The sequence below is a fragment of the Ruegeria arenilitoris genome (assembly GCF_013032445.1).
GTDB lineage: Bacteria > Pseudomonadota > Alphaproteobacteria > Rhodobacterales > Rhodobacteraceae > Ruegeria > Ruegeria arenilitoris_F.
Genome location: NZ_WQCA01000005.1, coordinates 119240 through 137742, shown reverse-complemented (window position 1 = coordinate 137742; position 18503 = coordinate 119240). Strand labels below are relative to the sequence as shown.

Sequence of the window (18503 nt, the reverse complement as noted above, 5' to 3'; positions counted from 1 at the left end):
CCTTTGGCGTTGCATCTTTGATGCAGCGTCAGGGCGCGGGAGCCTTATTTTGATCAGAGCGCCCGCCAACCGATATCGCGGCGGTAGAACCCATCCGGCCAGTCGATACCGCCCACCATTGCATAAGCCCGATCCCGCGCTTCCTGCAGCGTCTCGCCGCGTGCGGTGACGTTCAGGACACGACCACCCGAGGCTAAAATTTGCCCGTTCGCGGCCTTGGTTCCGGCGTGAAACACCATGTTCCCGCTATCTTCGGGCAAACCCTCCAGCCCTTTGATCACGCTGCCCTTCTGATACGCGCCAGGATACCCGTTCGCAGCCATAACCACGGTCAGGGCGTGATCATCGGCCCAGTTCACCTGTGCTTCGCCCAGCCGCCCTTCGGCGGCGGCGTGCATCAGGTCCATCACCTGCGCGCCAAGGCGCATCATCAGGACCTGACATTCCGGATCACCAAAGCGCACGTTGTATTCCACCAGACGCGGCTGGCCGTCCTTAATCATCAGACCGGCATAGAGAACACCCTGAAACGGCATCCCGCGCCGTTTCATCTCAGCCACGGTGGGTTTGATGATCTCGTCCATCGCGCGCGCTTCGATCTCTGCGCTCAGTACCGGCGCCGGGGAATAGGCGCCCATGCCGCCAGTGTTCAGGCCAGTATCGCCCTCACCCACGCGCTTGTGATCCTGCGCGGTGCCAACGGACAGGATGTCCTCACCGTCGCAGAGCACGAACAATGACGCCTCTTCGCCTTCCATGAACTCTTCAATGACGACCTCTGCACCGGCACCGCCAAAAGCGCCGCCGAACATGTCATCGATGGCCTCCAACGCGGTTTGCTCGTCCATCGCCACGATCACGCCTTTGCCCGCCGCCAAACCGTCGGCCTTGACCACAATCGGCGCCCCCTGAGCGCGGATATATTCTTTCGCCGGCTCTGCTTCGGTGAACCGCGCGTATGCCGCTGTCGGAGCACCCGACGCGTCGCAAATCTCCTTGGTAAAGCTTTTCGAGGCCTCCAACTGCGCCGCCTCTGCCGAAGGGCCGAACACCAGCACGCCCGCCTCACGCAGACGATCAGCCACACCTGCGGCCAGAGGAGCCTCAGGGCCGACAATCACGAAATCAATCGCGTTTGCCTCGGCAAAGCTGACAACCGCCCCGCCATTTTCGATATCCAGCGCGGCACACTCCGCAATCTGCGCAATCCCGGCGTTTCCCGGAGCCACGATCAGACGGTCACATTTAGGGTTCTGCATCACTGCCCAGGCCAGGCTGTGCTCGCGCCCACCACTGCCGAGAATGAGGATATTCATGACTGCTCTCCGATCTGCTTGGCCTCGCCTTGCGGGCGTTCTAAGCTGGGCGAGCATTTGACACAAGGCGCTGAAATGTCCGACCTGCTAGACGACCCCATTCCCGGTCAAAATACCCCTGAATACACCGTCTCAGACATCTCGGGCGAGGTGAAACGGACGCTCGAAGGCACCTTTGGGCGAATCCGTGTGCGTGGAGAGGTTGGGCGCGTGTTCAAGGCGCGCTCGGGGCATTTGTACTATGACATCAAGGACGACCGGAACGTGCTGGCCTGCACCACGTGGAAGGGCCAGATCTCGGGCCTGTCCGTTGTACCCGAGGAAGGGCTTGAGGTTGTCGTCACCGGTCGGCTCACTGCGTTCGGCGCGCAGTCGAAATACAACCTGAACGTCGATGAGGTCGCGGTTGCCGGGCAAGGTGCGCTGATGGCTTTGCTGGAGAAACGCAAGAAACAGCTTGAGGCCGAAGGGCTGTTCGCAGCGGAACGTAAAAAGCCGTTGCCCTATCTGCCGCAGATCATCGGAGTTGTAACGTCACCATCGGGTGCGGTGATCCGGGACATTCTGCACCGACTGCGCGACCGTTTTCCGCGCAAGGTTCTGATCTGGCCGGTGGCCGTGCAGGGATCAAACTGCGCCCCCGAGGTTGCGAATGCGATCAACGGGTTCAACCAACTGACACCCGGCGGAGCCCTGCCCCGCCCCGACCTGATCATCGTCGCCCGGGGCGGCGGGTCGATCGAAGATCTCTGGGGGTTCAATGAAGAGATCGTTGCGCGTGCGACGGCAGCCTCGGACATTCCGCTGATCTCAGCCGTGGGGCACGAGACGGATACTACGCTGATCGATTATGTCTCAGACCAGCGCGCACCGACCCCGACCGCCGCCGCCGAATTGGCCGTGCCCGTGCGGATGGAGTTGCTGGCCTGGACCGGAGAACAGGGCGCACGCTTGTCCCGCGCTGCAACAGATGCGGTGCAACGGCGATCCCAACGGTTGCGCGATCTGTCACGCGCCTTGCCACGCCCGGACAGCTTGTTGAATACTCCGCGACAACGGCTTGATTTGATTGCAGACCGCCTAACCCCGGCACTGGAGCGCGGCGTGCAAAACCGCCACCTGCAGGTAGTGAAACTGTCGGCCCATCTGCGCCCTTCAACCCTGCGCAACCTCGTATCAAGCCGCCAGGAAGCGGTGCACAACCTGTCCTCACGCCTGTCCCTGCGGCCTATTCAGCGCGAGATTGAGGTGCAGCGCCAGACTTTAAAGCGGCTGTCTGATCGGATGAACACAGCGCAGACTACACGGCTGGACCGGATGCAGCAGCAACTGATCGCCACGGACCGCTTGCGCGAAACGCTCAGCTATAAGGCCACATTGCAACGCGGCTATGCGGTGGTGCGTTCGGATGATCAGGTACTGACGACGAAAAAGCAGGCTGAAAAACACAGTTCACTCCAGATCGAGTTCGCTGATGGCGTGCTGACCACCGGCCAACCCGCTGGCCCGCGACCAGCCCCCAAGAAAACCTCGAAAAAGGACGCGCCGGATCAGGGCTCACTCTTCTGAATGCTCCCTACACCCCAACGTCAGGCCCATAGCAGATCATCTCTTCGTCGATATCATCAGCCTCATAGAGTTCTGTCTGCTCCGGATCGCCTTCGAACTGCGCGATCAGGCCAGTCCCTGAGCGAGTGAACAACCAACATTGCGGGTCCAGACGGTCTTCGTAGATAAAACAGATCTGTTCGTCCTGTTCATACCAGACACCTTCCTTGCAGTCGCCATCCAGAAACGACCAGATTACGCGGCGATTGGGCAGGTATCGCTCAACCCCGTAAACCTGACCCTGAAACCCATAGAACAGAGTTTTTCCGCGCGTGTAGTCATCGAAGTCTGCCCCCGACAACGCTGTCTGGGCCGACGCGGAAAAGGCGGGTAACAAGAGAAGAATCGCAAGGCATCTGATCATAGCTACATTCTGGCAGATGCGATTGTTTGGCGCCAATCACCATTTCCTCTGCCGTGCCTGCCTCCACGTTACCCGTTGAGGTTAAGCAACAACCCGTAACATGTTGTTAAAAAACAGGGAGGCAATCATGACAACCGCTTTGTTCTGGCTTGCAGGTATCTGTGCGCTGGCCTATCTGCCTCTGTCGCCACGCCCCGTCAACACCTTGCGGTCACTGCTGAAAACCGCATCCGTCGCTTTGCTGGCCGCAATCGCCTTCTTGCAGGCCGCACCGCATCTACTGGTTCTTGCGCTGGCCCTATGTGCCCTTGGCGATGCGTTGTTGTCGCGTGAAACGGATAGCACGTTCATGGCAGGCATCGCAGCCTTTGCTGCCGGACATCTGACTTATATCGCCTTATTCCTGACCCATCCCGCCAGCGATCCAGCGATGATTTTCGACAGGCCTGGCTATTTCTGGTCACTCATTATCCTTGGGATCGTAGCAGCCACCCTGCTCGCCCCGCGCGCCGGAGACCTCAAGGGCCCGGTGTTGGGCTACATCCCGATCATTTTGGGGATGGGCATTGCCGTTCTCTCATTGCCCGAAACAAGTGCCCTACGGTGGGCGCTGCCCGCTGCACTGGCCTTCATCGCGTCTGACCTAATCCTTGCAACCGAAAAGTTCCTGCTGCCCGCAGACCACCCGGCCCTGAAGATCACGCCGTATCTGGTCTGGCCGCTCTATTGGGGGGCGCAGGCCGGTTTGCTGGTCGCGTTTCTCTGACCCTTTGCAACTGCCGCAAATCCGCATTAGGTGAAGGGAACACCTGCGGAGACTAAAAATGGCGTTTTTCTCAAAGCTCAAGGACAAGCTGTTCAAATCCTCGTCCCGCCTCGAACAGGGGCTTGAGGCTATTGTTGAGGATGGCGGAGAGGAAACGACCGCACCGGATCCGATCATCCCAGACCCCGAACCGCGGCCCGAGCCCGTGCCGGAAGTTCCCGAGCCAGCCCCTGAGGCACCGGAGCCCGCGCCAGCACCGCAGCCGGTCGAGGTGCCTGAGCCTGCGCCCGTTGATCCAACCCCTGCGCCGCCCCCGCCCGAGGCCGCACCTTCCAAGGGCCTGCTAGGTCGTCTATTCGGCCGCAGCGAAGCCAAAACCGCTGTGCGCCGTACCTTGGACGACGACATGCTGGAGCAACTCGAAGAGTTGCTGATCGCCTCGGACATGGGCGTCGATACCGCCCTGCGCGTCACCGCCAACATGGCCGAGGGGCGCTATGGCCGCAAACTCTCGACCCAGGAAATCAAGCAACTTCTGGCACAGGAAGTCGCTCGCGTGATGGAGCCGGTGGCCAAACCCCTGCCCATCTACCCCAAACGCCCGCAAGTGGTGCTGGTCGTCGGCGTCAACGGATCGGGCAAGACAACGACAATCGGCAAGCTGGCTAGCCAGTTCAAATCGGCGGGCAAACAGGTCGTGATCGCCGCCGGAGACACCTTCCGCGCCGCCGCCGTTGAACAATTGCAGGTTTGGGGCGAACGCGCCGGTGTACCCGTCCTGACCGCGCCTGAGGGCTCGGACCCCGCCAGCCTCGCCTTCGATGCCCTGACCAAGGCGCAAGAGGACGGTGCCGACCTTCTGATGATCGACACCGCAGGCCGCCTGCAAAACCGCGCTGACCTTATGGAAGAACTAGCCAAAATCGTTCGCGTCATCCGAAAGGTGGACGAAACGGCGCCGCACAACACTCTTTTGGTCCTGGATGCGACGACCGGTCAGAACGCGTTGAGCCAGGTGGAGACTTTCCGCAAACTGGCCGATGTCTCGGGCCTCGTGATGACCAAACTCGATGGCACCGCCAAGGGTGGCGTGCTGGTGGCGCTGGCAGACAAGTTCGGCCTCCCCATCCACGCCATCGGCGTCGGAGAACAAATCGACGACCTCGCCCCCTTCGACCCCGAAGAGTTTGCCGCCGCCCTTACCGGTTTGGCCCAAAGCTGATCCGCACCTTCATCTGGCTATAGTATCTTGGGGGGCTTGGGGCGAAAAAACCCCAACCTCTCCACCCATCACAAAGATCTGACACTTGAGCGACTGGTTGATCTCCCTTGAAGGCACCGAAGCAGGCCACCAACTCGCGCTGGGGCTGGCCCTGATGGCGGCCTTCCTGCACGCGGTCTTCGGTGCCCTGCAAAAGGGCCGCCACGATCCATGGATGTCGCGCGGCGCCATCGACGCCAGCTATTGCCTGCTGGCCGCACCCTTCGCGTTTTTCGTCGTCCCCTGGCCCGAACCCAATATGTGGCCAATTTTTGCGACCGTATGGGTAATCCACATTGCCTATAAAACCCTGCAGGCGATGGCTTATACCAAGGGCTCTTATACGGTCGTCTACCCGGTGGTCCGAGGCACCGGCCCGCTTTTCACCGTCATCGGCGCCTATCTACTGTTCGGAGAAACCTTTACTGGCACCCAATGGTTTGGCGTGGCGGTCTTGCTGGCCGGTATTTTCGGACTCGCGCTCTACAATCTCCGCTTTCTCGAAACCAACCGCGAAACGCTGGGCATTGCTCTGGTTCTCGCAGTGGCCACCGGCCTATTCGTGGCGCTTTACACCACCTATGACGCCTATGGCATCCGCGCCACTGCCGACCCGTTCACCTTTCTGGCTTGGTTCTTCATGATCGACGGCGCGGCGATGCCGATCTACGCCTTCCTACGGTGGCGCGCCATGATCAACCGCCCGACCATCGGCCCGCTGATGTTGCGCGGGCTGGCAGGCGGTATCATCGCCCCCTTATCGTTCGGAGCCATCATGCTGGCCACAAGGCTCGACAAAGTGGGCGAAGCTGCCGTCCTTCGGGAAACCTCCACCGTATTTGCAGCCCTCATCGGCTGGCTTGTTCTTAAAGAAACCGTGGGGCCAAGACGGATCGGGCTGATGGCATTGATTGCACTCGGCGCCGTAATAGTTGAAATGGGCGGGTAAGCAGCAGGAAATCGTTATGACAGGCAAAAAAGAGATCAACCCGTTTCTGAAACAGGTGCTGGAACTTGGCCCTCCGCTGGCCTTCTTTTTCATCTACCTGCGCCTGCGTGACGACAGCTTCCTGATCGGCGGCATCGAATATTCCGGCTTCATCGTCGCCACCATCCTCTTTGTGCCGCTGATGCTGGGCGCTATGGGCATCCTCTGGTATCTGACGGGCAAGCTCAGCCGGATACAGATTTTCACCGCCTTCATGGTCATTTTCTTTGGCGGCCTGACCGCTTGGTTCAATGACGAGCGGTTCTTCAAGATGAAGACGACGCTGGTTTACGGCTTCTTTTCGATCATGCTGGGCATCGGCCTGCTGCAGGGCAAGTCCTACCTTGCCTATGTATTGGACGAGATGCTGCCAATGCGCCACGAGGGGTGGATGATCCTGACCCGGCGCCTTTGCGGTTGTTTTGCAGTTCTGGCTGTGGCCAACGAATTCGTCTGGCGCACAATGTCGACCGACCTCTGGGTCAAGATCGAAACTTTTGGCTTCCCCATTGCACTGATGGTGTTTCTAATGCTGCAGTTCAATCTGTTGCAAAGCTACATGGATGACCCTGACCACCAATAGCCGAGCCGGAAACAAACCCACTCGCCTCATGCGATTGTGATGCTCGGTACCTTTCTGCTACCGAATTACCGGGAAATGCAGACAAAATCCTTGGCTAAACGCTAAAGCTGTGGAAAGTTGTGTCACCACTCACAGCCGGAGCACCCGAAACTCATGACGGCTTTCCCTGACAGCGGCTTTCTGTCCGATGCATCAGACAGACTGAAAGCCATGCTTTCTGCACAGGCAACCGAGATTTCACTGGATCGCGGGGACGTTCTGTTCGAACAGGGCGACGAAGGCGACGCCCTCTTTGCCCTCCTTGAAGGCACGCTTGAGGTGTCTTTTCTGGCCATGAGCGGTCGTAAGTTGTCTCTGACCCTGATGAGACCCGGAGAAATTTTTGGCGAGATTGCTCTGTTCGACAGTGGCCCCCGTACCGCGACAATTGCAGCGGCCGAACCGTCCCGCGTTTTGCGTGTCAGGCAGGGCGATGTGATGGCTCAAATCCGCCAGCATCCTGATCTGGCCGTAGACTTGATCCGCCTGGCTGGCCTGCGTATGCGCTGGATGGGATCGCAACTGAATGAACAGGTTTTTCTGCCGATGCCAATTCGTCTGGCTCGTAAACTGCTACATCTTTCAGAGATGCAGGACGACCCATCGACAAAGATTACGCTGTCACAAAGCGAACTGGCCGAATTCGTTGGCGCCACGCGGGAAGCAGTATCCAAGACCATTTCCACCTGGAAGCGCGATAACGTGGTTGAGGCGTCGCGCGGCGGACTGATGATTCAGGATTTCGAAGCGTTGCGGGAATTGGCCGATTCCGACCTGATCTGACCCCTGTGACCTGCTTCACAGACCTTGGGCGGAGTTAAGCCTATCGTCGTAAGTGTTACCGTAGGAGGTCAGAGAATCATCCCCGATATCTGTCCACTGACCTCTCCCTGTACAAGAGCCACGTACCTCCCCGGTACGTGGCTCACTACCTCCCAGCACAAAAAAGGCCGGAGCATCTGCTCCGGCCTTTTGGGTTGTTTCAGGCTGTGGGTTATTCGCCCAGGCTCAACGCCACAAAGCGGGGTTCGCCGCCACGGCGCACCAGCAGCAGCAGCGATTTGCGCCCTGCCTCGCGCGCTTCATCCATGCGCGACTCGAGGTCTTCGATCGAACTGACCTTCTGCTGACCGGCCTCAGTGATCAGATCACCGGCGCGCAAGCCCTTCGAAAAGGCCTCGGATGCCTCGTCCACTTCGGTCACGACCAGACCTTCCGCATCCGCATCCAGCCCCATTTCCTCACGCAACTTGTCGGTCAGCGGTGAAATGGTCAGGCCCAAAATATCTGCGTTTTCCTCGGCAGGAGCATCCGGCGTTTCCTCTTCGCCGTCCTCGGCGCGCTCAGCGTCCTCGCGGCGGCCCAACGTCACCAGAACGGTCTGAGTGCCGCCGTCGCGATGGACAACCACGCGAACCGATTTGCCAACGGTGGTTTCGCCAACCTGACGCACCAGACCGCGGGTATCTGCTACTTCGACACCGTCAAAGCTGAGGATCACGTCACCGGCCAGCAGCCCTGCCTCTTTGGCTGGGCCTTCCGGCACATCACTGATCAGCGCGCCGCCGGGCTTGTCCAGCCCCATCGCCTCAGCCATGTCCTCGGTTACGTCCTGAATGCGTACACCCAGCCAACCGCGACGGGTTTCACCAAATTCGCGCAACTGATCGACGACTTTGACCACCACATTGGACGCCATCGAGAAACCAATCCCGATCGAGCCGCCATTGGGTGACAGGATCGCGGTGTTTACACCGATTACTTCGCCATTCATGTTGAACAAAGGACCGCCCGAGTTGCCTCGGTTAATCGCAGCATCAGTTTGAATGTAGTCGTCATAAGAGCCACTTAGCGCCCTGTTTCGGGCTGAAACGATACCAGCCGAAACCGAGAATCCCTGCCCCAGCGGGTTGCCCATTGCGATTACCCAGTCGCCTACACGCGCAATATCGCTGTCGCCGAACTGCACATATTTCAACGGCCCCGTCGCCTCGACCTTGAGAAGCGCGATATCGGTTTTCTCATCCGTACCAATCACCTTGGCAGGCAGCTCCTTCTTAGGCTGCCCGTCGCCGGGGAAGAATTCCACGAGAATTTCATCGGCTTCGGCAATAACGTGATTGTTGGTGACGATATAACCGTCCTCGGAAATCACGAACCCCGATCCCAGAGCATTGCTGCGGCGCGGGCGGTTCCCGTCATCACCGTTGCGATCCTGAAACTCACGGAAGAAATCCTCGAACGGTGAGCCCTCGGGCACGATCCCCTGAGGACCGGTCTGCCCCTCGATCAGGGTTGTGGTGGTGATGTTGACCACCGCCGGGCTGATCTTTTCGGCCAACGGTGCCAGGCTTTCGCCCCGCGCCTGCGCGGAGACGGTCTGGGCTAGAACAAGCAACATCCCCGCAAAAGCCAGCCACATCAGCCGCATGAAACCAACACTATCGTCCCGCTGGACGGAAATACTTCGTGCTTGTGCCTGCACTTGGGAACTCCTTGTCGACAATTCTTCTGTGGCCGCCCCTCGGCAACCTTTCTTAGCAACCAATGTAGTCAGTTTGTCCAAGCCCGCAACTCGGGATCGCGGGGAAATCACCGGCAAGTGAGATCACTGTATTAAAACCCGACCTGATAAGCTCCCCACAGCAGCACCAGACCACTGACGACACAAAGCAGACCTGCCAATCGCCGAGCCTGTTCCGGCAGCGACCGCAGCGCCTCAAGCATACGTTCAATAAGCGAAGGGGCCAGCGCGTACGCCAGCCCCTCGACAATCAGTACCAGCCCAAAGGCCAGAAGGATCATTCCCATTACCGCCCCGCCTGCCCGGTGGGCGACTTCAGGTAATTGAAGAACTCGGAATCCGGGCTCAGCACCATTGAGCTGTTTCCGCCCTGCAAAGCGTTTTCATACGCGCTGAGCGAGCGATAAAATTCAAAGAACTCCGGGTCTGCGCCATAGGCTTCGGCGAAGATCGCGTTGCGTTCGGCGTCCGCCTCACCGCGAATGATCTCGGCTTCACGGTTCGCATCCGAGACTAGCTCAACTACGGTCCGGTCAGCTTGTGCGCGCACACGTTGCGCGGCCTCGTTACCACGGGCGCGCTCGTCGGTCGCTTCACGTTCACGTTCGGCCTTCATCCTATCGAAGGTCGCTTCGAGGTTCGCTTGCGGCAGATCGGTGGCTTTCAAACGCACGTCGATCACGTTGACTCCCAGCGCCTGCGCTTCGGCAATTGCGCTGTTACGGATGCGCAGCATAAGCGCGGCACGGTCCGAGCTGAGGATATCACGCGACGACACCGAACCCAGTACTTCGCGGGTTTCGGCACGCAGGATGCGGTCCAGACGATCTTCTGCCACCGGAATGCCACCGACACCAACCGCCTGACGGAACCTGTTCAGATCCGAAATCCGATAGCGCGCGAAGGCGTCGACCACCAGACGACGGTCATCCAAAGGCGTCACCTCCAGCGGTTGAACGTCGATCGACAGGATGCGGTCATCATAGCGAACAACTTCCTGAATCAGCGGGATCTTGAACGCCAGACCGGGATCTTCTTTCACGGCAACCACGCGGCCAAATTGCAGAACCAACGCACGTTCACGCTCGTCCACAATAAAGATCGAAGACAGGCCGACAACGCCAAGGATCACAACGACAATGAGAAGAATGGGTGATTTACGCATCAGTTGTTCCCCTCGGCCTGATTGCGACGCAGCTCGTTCAGCGGCAGATAGGGCACAACACCCTGCCCCTGACCGGTCGAGTTTTCGTCCAGAATAATCTTATCCACGTCACCCAGAACCTGCTCCATCCGTTCCAGATAGAGGCGTTTACGGGTCACATCTGGCGCTTTGGAGTATTCTTCAAGAACCGCGCTAAAACGGCTGGCTTCACCCTGAGCGCTGTTGATCTGCTGAGCGCGGTAGGCTTCGGCCTCTTCCAGAACCTGTGCGGCTTCACCACGCGCTTCCGCGAGCACGCGGTTGGCATAGGCGTCCGCCACGTTTTGCAGACGATCCCGTTCCTGCGCAGCGGCCTGAACGTCGCGGAATGCGGCGATCACGTCCTGCGGCGGGTCCGCCTTGTCGAAGTTAACGCGAACTATATTGATGCCCGAATCGTAGCTGTCCATTGTCGACTGGATCAGCTCTTGCAGACGCTCAGCGATGATCCCACGATCCCGGTTCAGGATCGGGGCCAGTTCGCTTTGCGCGATGATCTCACGCATCGCCGATTCCGAAACGGCGCGGATCGTCTGGCGCGGATCTCGCAGGTTGAACAAGAACTTGGCCGGATCATTGATGTTCCAAACGACCTGATAGTCGATGTCGACAACGTTTTCGTCGCCGGTCAGCATCAGGCCATCATCACTACCGCGTGCGCCGCCCATATCCTCGGTTTGTTCGCGGGTCACCGGAATGACCTCAGCGGTCACGAAAGGCCACGGCGCAAAGTTCAGACCCGGATTGCCGACGGCCGAGAACTCACCCAGGAACAGCTCAACCGACTGTTCTTCGGGCTTGACGGTATAGAAGCTGGCCGCGCCCCAAAGCACAGCTGCAACAACGACACCGATCAAGATGGTTCCTTTGGTAAAGATGGGACCACCCCCACCTGCACCCTGACCGCCACCACGGCCTGAACCGCCACGACCGCCCATCAGAACGCGCAGCTGTTCCTGGCCTTTTTTCATCAGCTCATCGATTTCGGGGATCTGCGGGCCGTCGCCTTCGGGGGGCTTGCGCCCGTCCCCGTTGTTACCCCGATTTCCTCCGCCTCCAGAAGAGCCTCCGCCCCCCCAGGGGCCACCGCTGTTGCCCGCCATATGTATCTATTCCCTTGTGTTGGACCGTGTGATCACGGGTTCCCTTGTAACTTGTGTGCGCGCAGTTGCAAATCAAGCAGTGCGAACAGGTTGCCGCATTGTCACCAGCTCTTCCGCCATGACCGGGTGAACTGCAACCGTACGGTCGAAATCTTCCTTGGTTGCGCCCATCTTGACCGCAATTCCGGCTAGCTGGATCATCTCACCCGCGCCCGGAGCGACAATGTGACAGCCCAGCACCTTTCGGGTTGCCTGACTGACAATCAGCTTCATCAATACGCGCTGCGTGCCGCCAGCGAAGGCCTTCTGCATCGGCTTGAATGAAGTTGCGTAAACCTCAATCGGCTCTTGTGCCGCGGCGTCTTCCTCGCTGAGACCCACGGTGCCGAATTCCGGCTGCGTGAAGATCGCGGTCGGGATCAGCTCATGATCCACAGGCGTCGGGTTGCCTTTGAACACCGTCTCAACGAACGCCATACCTTCGCGGATCGCAACCGGGGTCAGATTCACTCGGTCGGTCACATCCCCGATGGCATAGATCGAGGGCACGCCGGTCTGGCTGTATTCGTCCACCACGATCTCACCCTTGCGACCACGTTCGACACCTACGGCCTCAAGGCCCAGTTTGTCGGCGTTCGGCGCGCGCCCGGTGGCATACATGACCACGTCAAAAACCTGTTCGGTTCCATTGGTGGCTTTGACCCAAATCTTGTCGCCCTGCTTTTTCATCTCGAGCACATTTGTGCCAAGATGCAGGTCGATGCCGTTCTGGCACATCTCTTCGCTGATCAGCCCGCGCGCTTCTTCATCGAACCCGCGCAGGATTTGCGCGCCGCGATAGAACTGAGTGGTTTTCACGCCCATCCCGTTCATGATCCCGGCGAACTCGCTGGCGATGTAACCACCGCCCACGATCAGGATGCTTTCCGGCAGCTTCTCCAGATGGAAAATCTCGTTTGAGGTGATGGCCAGTTCCGAGCCCGGAAATTCGGGCACAACCGGACGGCCACCAGTGGCGATCAAGATATGTTTGGCCGTCTTGCGGGTGCCATCGGCCAGTTCGACGGTATGCGCGTCTACAATCTGCGCACGTTGATCAAAACTCTCGACACCGTTGTTCTTGAGGATGTTGCGATAGATGCCTTCCAGCCGGTCCAGTTCCGTTACCAGCTTGCCGTGGAACGTTTTCCAATCCAACGCACCGGACTGGATATCCCATCCATAGGCCTGCGCATCCCCGACCATGCCCGAGAATTCGCTGGCAAACACCATCAGCTTTTTCGGCACACACCCCCGGATAACACAGGTCCCGCCATAGCGGTCCTCTTCGGCCAACGCCACTTTGGCGCCGTTTTCACCAGCCGCCACACGTGCTGCACGGACCCCGCCAGAGCCGCCTCCGATGACGAACAGATCATAGTCAAAGCTCATCCTGAGTTCCTTTACTTCGTCAGGCCAAAATTCGATGATTATCTGGGGTCTAAAGACGCGCTGCCAACCCTTGGCGGTGTGTAAACTTCACCTAAAGCACTGCCTGCAAGTCTGTTTCCCACTTCTGCTCTCGCGCCGGTCTCAATCCGCCAAGTCCGAGAACAGGTTGTCTCCACCCTCAACCAGTTGGTCCAGTTCGGTTGTGCCCGCGTTGATGTCGCGCAGTTCAACCCGGCCATCGCCGTGACCAATCACAACTTTGTCACAGATGTCGATGAACAGCCCGTTTTCGACCACACCCGGCACCTGATTAAGCACCAAGGCCAGCTGTCGCGCATTCCCGATGCGCTGCAGATGCAGGTCCAGAATGTGGTTGCCCTCGTCGGTTACAAAAGGCGCTTCGCCATGCATCCTGAGCATTGCCGAGTTGCCCAGAACATCCATCGTGTCCAGCGTCTCTTCGATCAGGGTCCGCGTGGTCTGCCAGCCAAAAGGGATCACTTCGACCGGCAGAGGGAAAGCACCCAGCGTTTCGACCTCTTTACCGGCATCGGCTATCACCACCATCTGGTCGCTGGCCGTGGCCACGATCTTTTCCTGCAGATGCGCGCCGCCACCGCCCTTGATCAAGTTCAGTTCGCCGTCAAACTCATCCGCGCCGTCGATGGTCAAATCCAGCCACCCCGCCTGATCCAGCGAGACCACCTCGATCCCGACTTCGCGGGCCAATTGTGCTGTTCGGATTGAGGTCGGCACCCCCTTCACCCGCAGCCCTTCGGTCTGCACCCGCTCACCCAGGCGACGCACCATCCAGGCGGCGGTCGATCCGGTGCCCAACCCGACGCGCATTCCATCCTGAACCAAATCAGCGGCACGGCGCGCGGCGACATACTTAGCCTTGTCGATGGGGGACATATCTCGGGTCATGGCAGCGTTTCCCTGTATTGCTGCAGGGTTTATACGGAATGCAACCGACGACTGCGAGAGCCAATTCGCCCCACCGCCACCCAAACATCTATCGAAAATACGCGTTTCCGATTGGAAACGTCGCAATCGAGGCTTTCGCAGAGGCCCCGGCGATATACATAGATTTTATGACCGCGCCATATCGCCTGCACTATGCCCCCGATAACGCCTCTCTGGCGATCAGACTGGCGTTGGAAGAGATGGGCCTGCCCTATGAAACCACTCTGGTGGACCGCCGTCAGAATGAACAGGACAGTGCGGCCTATAGGCACTTGAACCCGAACGGGCTGATTCCGGTGCTAGAGACTCCTCAGGGACCGATCTTTGAAACGGCGGCCATCCTGTTGTGGCTAGCCGACACGCATGAGAAACTGGCCCCTTCCCCCGAAGCACCGGAGCGGGCAGCGTTTCTGAAATGGTTGTTTTTTGCATCCAACACGCTGCACGCCGACCTGCGCATTCTGTTCTACGCTGAGAAATATATCGACGCCGCACAGGCCGACATCCTGCGCGAAGGTATCCGCCCGCGCCTGCGCCGACATCTGCAGGTTCTGGATGCTGAAGCGAAAAGCGCACCAAACTGGCTGCACCCAGAGCAGCCCTCGGTTCTGACCTACTATCTGGCTTGCCAGATGCGGTGGATGGCGCTGTACCCTGCCAACGCCGACCGCAGTTGGTATCAGCTGTCGGACACACCTCATCTGCAAGCGATCCTGACACAGCTTGAAACCCGCCCCGCAACCCAAGCCGCCATCGCGGCCGAAGGGTTAGGGGTTACACCATTCACCTCCCCGAGTTACGCTACTCCTCAAGAAGGCTCAGCTACCTGACATGTTTCTATCTGTCTTCGATATGTTCAAAGTGGGCATCGGCCCGTCTTCGTCTCACACCATGGGGCCGATGGTTGCGGCCGCCCGGTTTCTGGACCTGATGCGCGCGTCGCCGTTCGAATTCGCGGGGCTACGCGGATCGCTGCACGGGTCACTGGCATTTACCGGAGTTGGCCACGCGACCGACCGTGCCACCATCCTCGGGCTGGCCGGTTTCGTGCCGGATACCTACGACAACGAAAAGGCCGAGGTCGCGCTGGCTGAGATCAGCAAGACCCATACGGTTACGCCCAAAGGTCTGCCGACGCTGCATTTCGATCCCAAGACCGACCTGATCTTCGATTACGATCACAACCTGCCCGGTCACGCCAACGGCATGATCCTGATGGCAACCGACGCACAGGGCGATGTGATCCTGCGGCAGGTCTATTACTCGGTCGGCGGCGGCTTTGTCCTGACCGAAGAGGAACTGGCCGAGGGCAAAGATACCAACGACGGCGCGCCCGTGCCCTACCCGTTCCACTCAGCGGCAGAGATGCTGAAGATGGCGAATGCCAGCGGCAAGAGCATCGCCCAGATGAAGCGCGAAAACGAAGTCGCCCGAGGCTGCCCGGTCAGTTTCGCCAAAGGCACCGCGCGCCTTTGGGAGGTCATGAACGATTGCATCGAACGCGGCCTGAAGACGGACGGCATCCTGCCCGGCGGCCTGAACGTGCGTCGCCGCGCCAAGGGCATTCACGAAGCTCTGCTGGCCGAACGGGGCATGAACCTGAACGCGCCCCACACCATCAATGACTGGATGAGCGTCTATGCCATGGCGGTGAACGAGGAAAACGCTGCCGGTGGTCAGGTCGTCACTGCGCCGACCAATGGTGCGGCGGGCACGCTGCCTGCGGTGCTCCGGTATTACCTCGACCACGTGCCGGGGGCCTCGGAAAGCCATGTCGAGGATTTCCTGCTGACCGCTGCCGCCATTGGCGGTCTGGTCAAATACAACGCCTCGATCTCGGGCGCTGAGGCAGGCTGTCAAGCCGAGGTTGGCAGCGCGTCTGCGATGGCTGCGGCAGGTCTGTGCGCCGTGATGGGCGGTACACCGGAACAGGTGGAAAACGCCGCCGAGATCGCGCTGGAGCATCATCTGGGCATGACCTGCGACCCCGTCAAAGGGTTGGTCCAGGTGCCCTGCATCGAACGCAACGGGCTGGCGGCGATCAAGGCGGTTTCGGCGGCTTCGCTGGCGCTGCGCGGTGACGGCCAGCATTTCGTTCCGCTGGACGCGGCAATCGAAACCATGCGCCAGACTGGGCATGATATGCACGAAAAGTACAAGGAAACGTCTTTGGGCGGTCTGGCGGTAAACGTACCCAACTGCTGACGCCACAACAGGAGGGGATACCATGCGCGGTCATTGTCTGTGCGGCACAATCCGGTACGAGGTCGACCCTCCGGCCCTGTCCTGCGTCACCTGCCATTGCGACAGTTGCAGGCGGCAGTGTGCGGCACCGATGACCACCTATTTCGGCGTGCGCGACGGCCAGTGGCGCTGGACCGGCGAGGCGCCGAAAACCTTCAACTCCTCGCCCGGGGTCGAGCGCAGCTTTTGCCCGAACTGCGGAACGCCGATCTCGTTCCGCTCACAGTCGATGTCGGATGTGTTGCACCTGTACGTGGCGACGCTTGAGGACCCGAACCAGCTTGAACCCACACTGCACGTGGCACATGAGGAAAAGCTGCGTTGGTTGAAACTGGGCGACAACCTGCCCACCTGCATTGGGCCGGACTACACCAAGGTTCAGCCCCTGCCTTGAGCGCTTTCAACCAAGTGACAAAACCCTTAGCGTCGCGCACATGACACAGGATCGTCCGGTCTTTGGCATCGTCCTGATGCTTGGGTTTTGCGTCTTCGCCCCGTTGGGCGACGCGACTGCGAAGCTATTGGCTGAAACAACCCCGATCGGGATGCTCGTCTTCGTACGCTTTGCCGTTCAGGCTCTGATCTTAGCTCCGCTGGTCGCCTTTACCGGTCGCCCCTGGCGCATGTCAGGCCGTATTCTGCGGCTAACCTTCATACGTACGGTCCTGCACATCGTCGCCATCACGGCAATGTTCAGCGCGTTAAGATTTCTACCCCTGGCAGACGCCGTAGCTATCGCCTTTGTGATGCCCTTCATCATGCTGTTGTTAGGCAAATACGTATTGAACGAAGAGGTCGGCCTACGCCGCCTTGTCGCCTGTGCTGTCGGCTTTGTAGGCACACTACTGGTCATCCAACCCAGCTTTGTTCAGGTGGGTGCAGCAGCACTGCTCCCCCTTTTGGTCGCATTGTTGTTTTCCTTGTTCATGTTGGTGACGCGCCAAATCGCGAAAGAAACTGACCCGATTTCCTTGCAAGCGGTGTCTGGAGCGATGGCAAGCGTCTTGCTGTTGCCAATGCTGTTGATCGGCTCGTTCAACGAGGTTCGGTCGGTCTCTCTGATCGCGCCGCATCCGGATACCCATTTGCTGCTGATCGCTGTCGGCCTTCTGGGCACCGTCGCGCATTTGTTCATGACCTGGTCTCTGCGCTACGCCCCCTCGGCGACTTTGGCACCGATGCAGTATCTCGAAATACCTGTGGCAACCCTGTTCGGGTGGATAATTTTTCACGACCTTCCCAACGGAATCGCGGCGCTTGGAATCGCGATCACCGTGGCCGCCGGTCTCTATGTCATTCTTCGCGAACGGGCCAGCGCCCGGTCTGCCCCGACAGAAACGCCTGCATGACGTGATCCAAAGCGTCACGCGGCGCCATCGCCAACAGGCCGGGCCCGTCCACTATCAACTCGACTTCAGACAACGCCCGATTAGACGTGCCCACGCGACCGTTCGGTTCCAGCACCAGATCGTCGATCGGCCATTCCAGTCCTTTACTGCGGCCGGTTACGCGCCGAAACGGAAACAATGAAACCACATCCCCGGCTGTAAGGTTCAGCCCAATCTGCGGCGGCGCATGGAAAACTACCTCATGCTCTCCGAACAAGATGCAAGGCTGGTCCTGCAGTCGTACCAGAGCGTTTAGTACCGCCATCTGGTGATCCAATCGCCCGCCGAGAAACCCGACACCCAGCACCAACGGCGCTTCGATGCTGCGCAGAGCTTTGTCGAAATCCGTGCTGTCTTGTTCACGTATCGGAAACAACCGGTCTGCAGGTATGCGATCAAGATACGTGCCGCTCAGCGAATCAAAGTCACCGATAACGGCATCCGGCATCCGCCCCGAGTCCATCAAGGGAATCGCTCCACCATCTGCGGCAACAGCGATTTTGACGCGATTCAGCGCCAGATTCAGGTCTTCAGGACCAATTTCACCGCCTCCGACCAATGCAATTGGCTCTTCAGAACGCACAATTGGCACATTTTTTTTAAGATTGATCATTTTTTCCGGATTTGGACACATTGAGACCACAAAATGATAGGTTCATGCTGAGAGTTTCGAGCCATTGGTGCGCCCGACGTCGGGTAGATTGGCTCTTGTAGTTTG

The 18503-nt window shown here is 59.2% G+C and carries 19 protein-coding genes; 10 read left to right on the top strand and 9 right to left on the bottom strand.

The annotated features are described in order from the left end of the window. Positions 1-53: 53 nt before the first annotated feature. Positions 54-1316: a phosphoribosylamine--glycine ligase gene (gene purD, locus GOW98_RS08565; RefSeq protein WP_170330972.1), complete on the bottom strand. Its 1263-nt coding sequence runs from the start codon at positions 1314-1316 to the stop codon at positions 54-56. A 75-nt stretch (positions 1317-1391) separates the two neighbouring features. Here purD and xseA point away from each other — a divergent pair, with 75 nt between their 5' ends. After that, positions 1392-2885, top strand: coding sequence for an exodeoxyribonuclease VII large subunit (gene xseA / locus GOW98_RS08560; protein WP_170330970.1), 1494 nt, complete (start codon positions 1392-1394; stop codon positions 2883-2885). 7 nt (positions 2886-2892) lie between these two features. Here xseA and GOW98_RS08555 read toward each other — a convergent pair whose 3' ends face one another. Further along, positions 2893-3288 carry a hypothetical protein gene (locus GOW98_RS08555; protein ID WP_170330967.1) on the bottom strand — a complete coding sequence of 132 codons (396 nt, stop codon included), beginning with the start codon at positions 3286-3288 and terminating at the stop codon, positions 2893-2895. Positions 3289-3415: 127 nt separating this feature from the next. On the opposite strand from GOW98_RS08555, the gene GOW98_RS08550 reads away from it, so the two are divergent. From GOW98_RS08550 to GOW98_RS08530, 5 genes are all read left to right on the top strand, one after another. Beyond that, positions 3416-4054 (top strand): lysoplasmalogenase family protein, encoded by a 639-nt coding sequence (locus GOW98_RS08550; protein WP_170330965.1) that lies wholly within the window; start codon positions 3416-3418, stop codon positions 4052-4054. A 58-nt stretch (positions 4055-4112) separates the two neighbouring features. After that, on the top strand, positions 4113-5276 hold the full coding sequence (ftsY, locus tag GOW98_RS08545) for a signal recognition particle-docking protein FtsY (RefSeq protein ID WP_170330963.1): 1164 nt from the start codon (positions 4113-4115) through the stop codon (positions 5274-5276). 85 nt (positions 5277-5361) lie between these two features. Further along, positions 5362-6264, top strand: a complete 903-nt coding sequence (locus GOW98_RS08540) for an EamA family transporter (RefSeq protein ID WP_170330960.1) — start codon at positions 5362-5364, stop codon at positions 6262-6264. Positions 6265-6280: 16 nt separating this feature from the next. After that, on the top strand, positions 6281-6886 hold the full coding sequence (locus tag GOW98_RS08535) for an inner membrane-spanning protein YciB (protein ID WP_170330958.1): 606 nt from the start codon (positions 6281-6283) through the stop codon (positions 6884-6886). A 153-nt stretch (positions 6887-7039) separates the two neighbouring features. Next, positions 7040-7708 (top strand): Crp/Fnr family transcriptional regulator, encoded by a 669-nt coding sequence (locus GOW98_RS08530; protein WP_170330956.1) that lies wholly within the window; start codon positions 7040-7042, stop codon positions 7706-7708. Between the two features lie 211 nt (positions 7709-7919). Here GOW98_RS08530 and GOW98_RS08525 read toward each other — a convergent pair whose 3' ends face one another. The 6 genes from GOW98_RS08525 to rpiA form a co-directional block, all read right to left on the bottom strand. Next, on the bottom strand, positions 7920-9356 hold the full coding sequence (locus GOW98_RS08525; RefSeq protein WP_217359490.1) for a DegQ family serine endoprotease: 1437 nt from the start codon (positions 9354-9356) through the stop codon (positions 7920-7922). Positions 9357-9541: 185 nt separating this feature from the next. Next, the gene (locus GOW98_RS08520) at positions 9542-9736 is read right to left on the bottom strand and encodes a DUF2065 domain-containing protein (RefSeq protein WP_170330952.1); all 195 of its coding nucleotides are present in this window, start codon (positions 9734-9736) and stop codon (positions 9542-9544) included. After that, positions 9736-10614: a protease modulator HflC gene (hflC, locus tag GOW98_RS08515; protein ID WP_170330950.1), complete on the bottom strand. Its 879-nt coding sequence runs from the start codon at positions 10612-10614 to the stop codon at positions 9736-9738. The genes GOW98_RS08520 and hflC overlap by 1 nt, the downstream gene beginning before the upstream one ends. Continuing rightward, positions 10614-11756 (bottom strand): FtsH protease activity modulator HflK, encoded by a 1143-nt coding sequence (hflK, locus tag GOW98_RS08510; protein ID WP_170330948.1) that lies wholly within the window; start codon positions 11754-11756, stop codon positions 10614-10616. Before hflK ends, hflC begins: the two co-directional genes overlap by 1 nt. A 72-nt stretch (positions 11757-11828) precedes the next feature. After that, positions 11829-13187 carry a glutathione-disulfide reductase gene (gene gor, locus GOW98_RS08505; protein ID WP_170330946.1) on the bottom strand — a complete coding sequence of 453 codons (1359 nt, stop codon included), beginning with the start codon at positions 13185-13187 and terminating at the stop codon, positions 11829-11831. Between the two features lie 141 nt (positions 13188-13328). After that, on the bottom strand, positions 13329-14114 hold the full coding sequence (gene rpiA, locus GOW98_RS08500; RefSeq protein ID WP_170330944.1) for a ribose-5-phosphate isomerase RpiA: 786 nt from the start codon (positions 14112-14114) through the stop codon (positions 13329-13331). A 167-nt stretch (positions 14115-14281) separates the two neighbouring features. On the opposite strand from rpiA, the gene GOW98_RS08495 reads away from it, so the two are divergent. From GOW98_RS08495 to GOW98_RS08480, 4 genes are read left to right on the top strand one after another with little or no spacing between them, the layout of a single operon-like run. Next, positions 14282-14983, top strand: a complete 702-nt coding sequence (locus GOW98_RS08495) for a glutathione S-transferase family protein (RefSeq protein ID WP_170330942.1) — start codon at positions 14282-14284, stop codon at positions 14981-14983. Between the two features lies 1 nt (position 14984). Then, positions 14985-16358, top strand: coding sequence for an L-serine ammonia-lyase (locus GOW98_RS08490; protein WP_170330941.1), 1374 nt, complete (start codon positions 14985-14987; stop codon positions 16356-16358). Positions 16359-16380: 22 nt separating this feature from the next. Beyond that, positions 16381-16791 carry a GFA family protein gene (locus tag GOW98_RS08485; protein WP_170330939.1) on the top strand — a complete coding sequence of 137 codons (411 nt, stop codon included), beginning with the start codon at positions 16381-16383 and terminating at the stop codon, positions 16789-16791. Between the two features lie 40 nt (positions 16792-16831). Continuing rightward, a complete protein-coding gene (locus GOW98_RS08480; protein ID WP_170330937.1) occupies positions 16832-17746 on the top strand; it encodes a DMT family transporter in 915 nt (304 codons plus the stop codon). On the opposite strand, the gene GOW98_RS08475 is transcribed toward GOW98_RS08480, so the two are convergent. Next, positions 17691-18368: a thiamine diphosphokinase gene (locus GOW98_RS08475; protein ID WP_367646825.1), complete on the bottom strand. Its 678-nt coding sequence runs from the start codon at positions 18366-18368 to the stop codon at positions 17691-17693. The two genes, GOW98_RS08480 and GOW98_RS08475, sit on opposite strands and share 56 nt — an antisense overlap. Between the last annotated feature and the right edge of the window lie 135 nt (positions 18369-18503).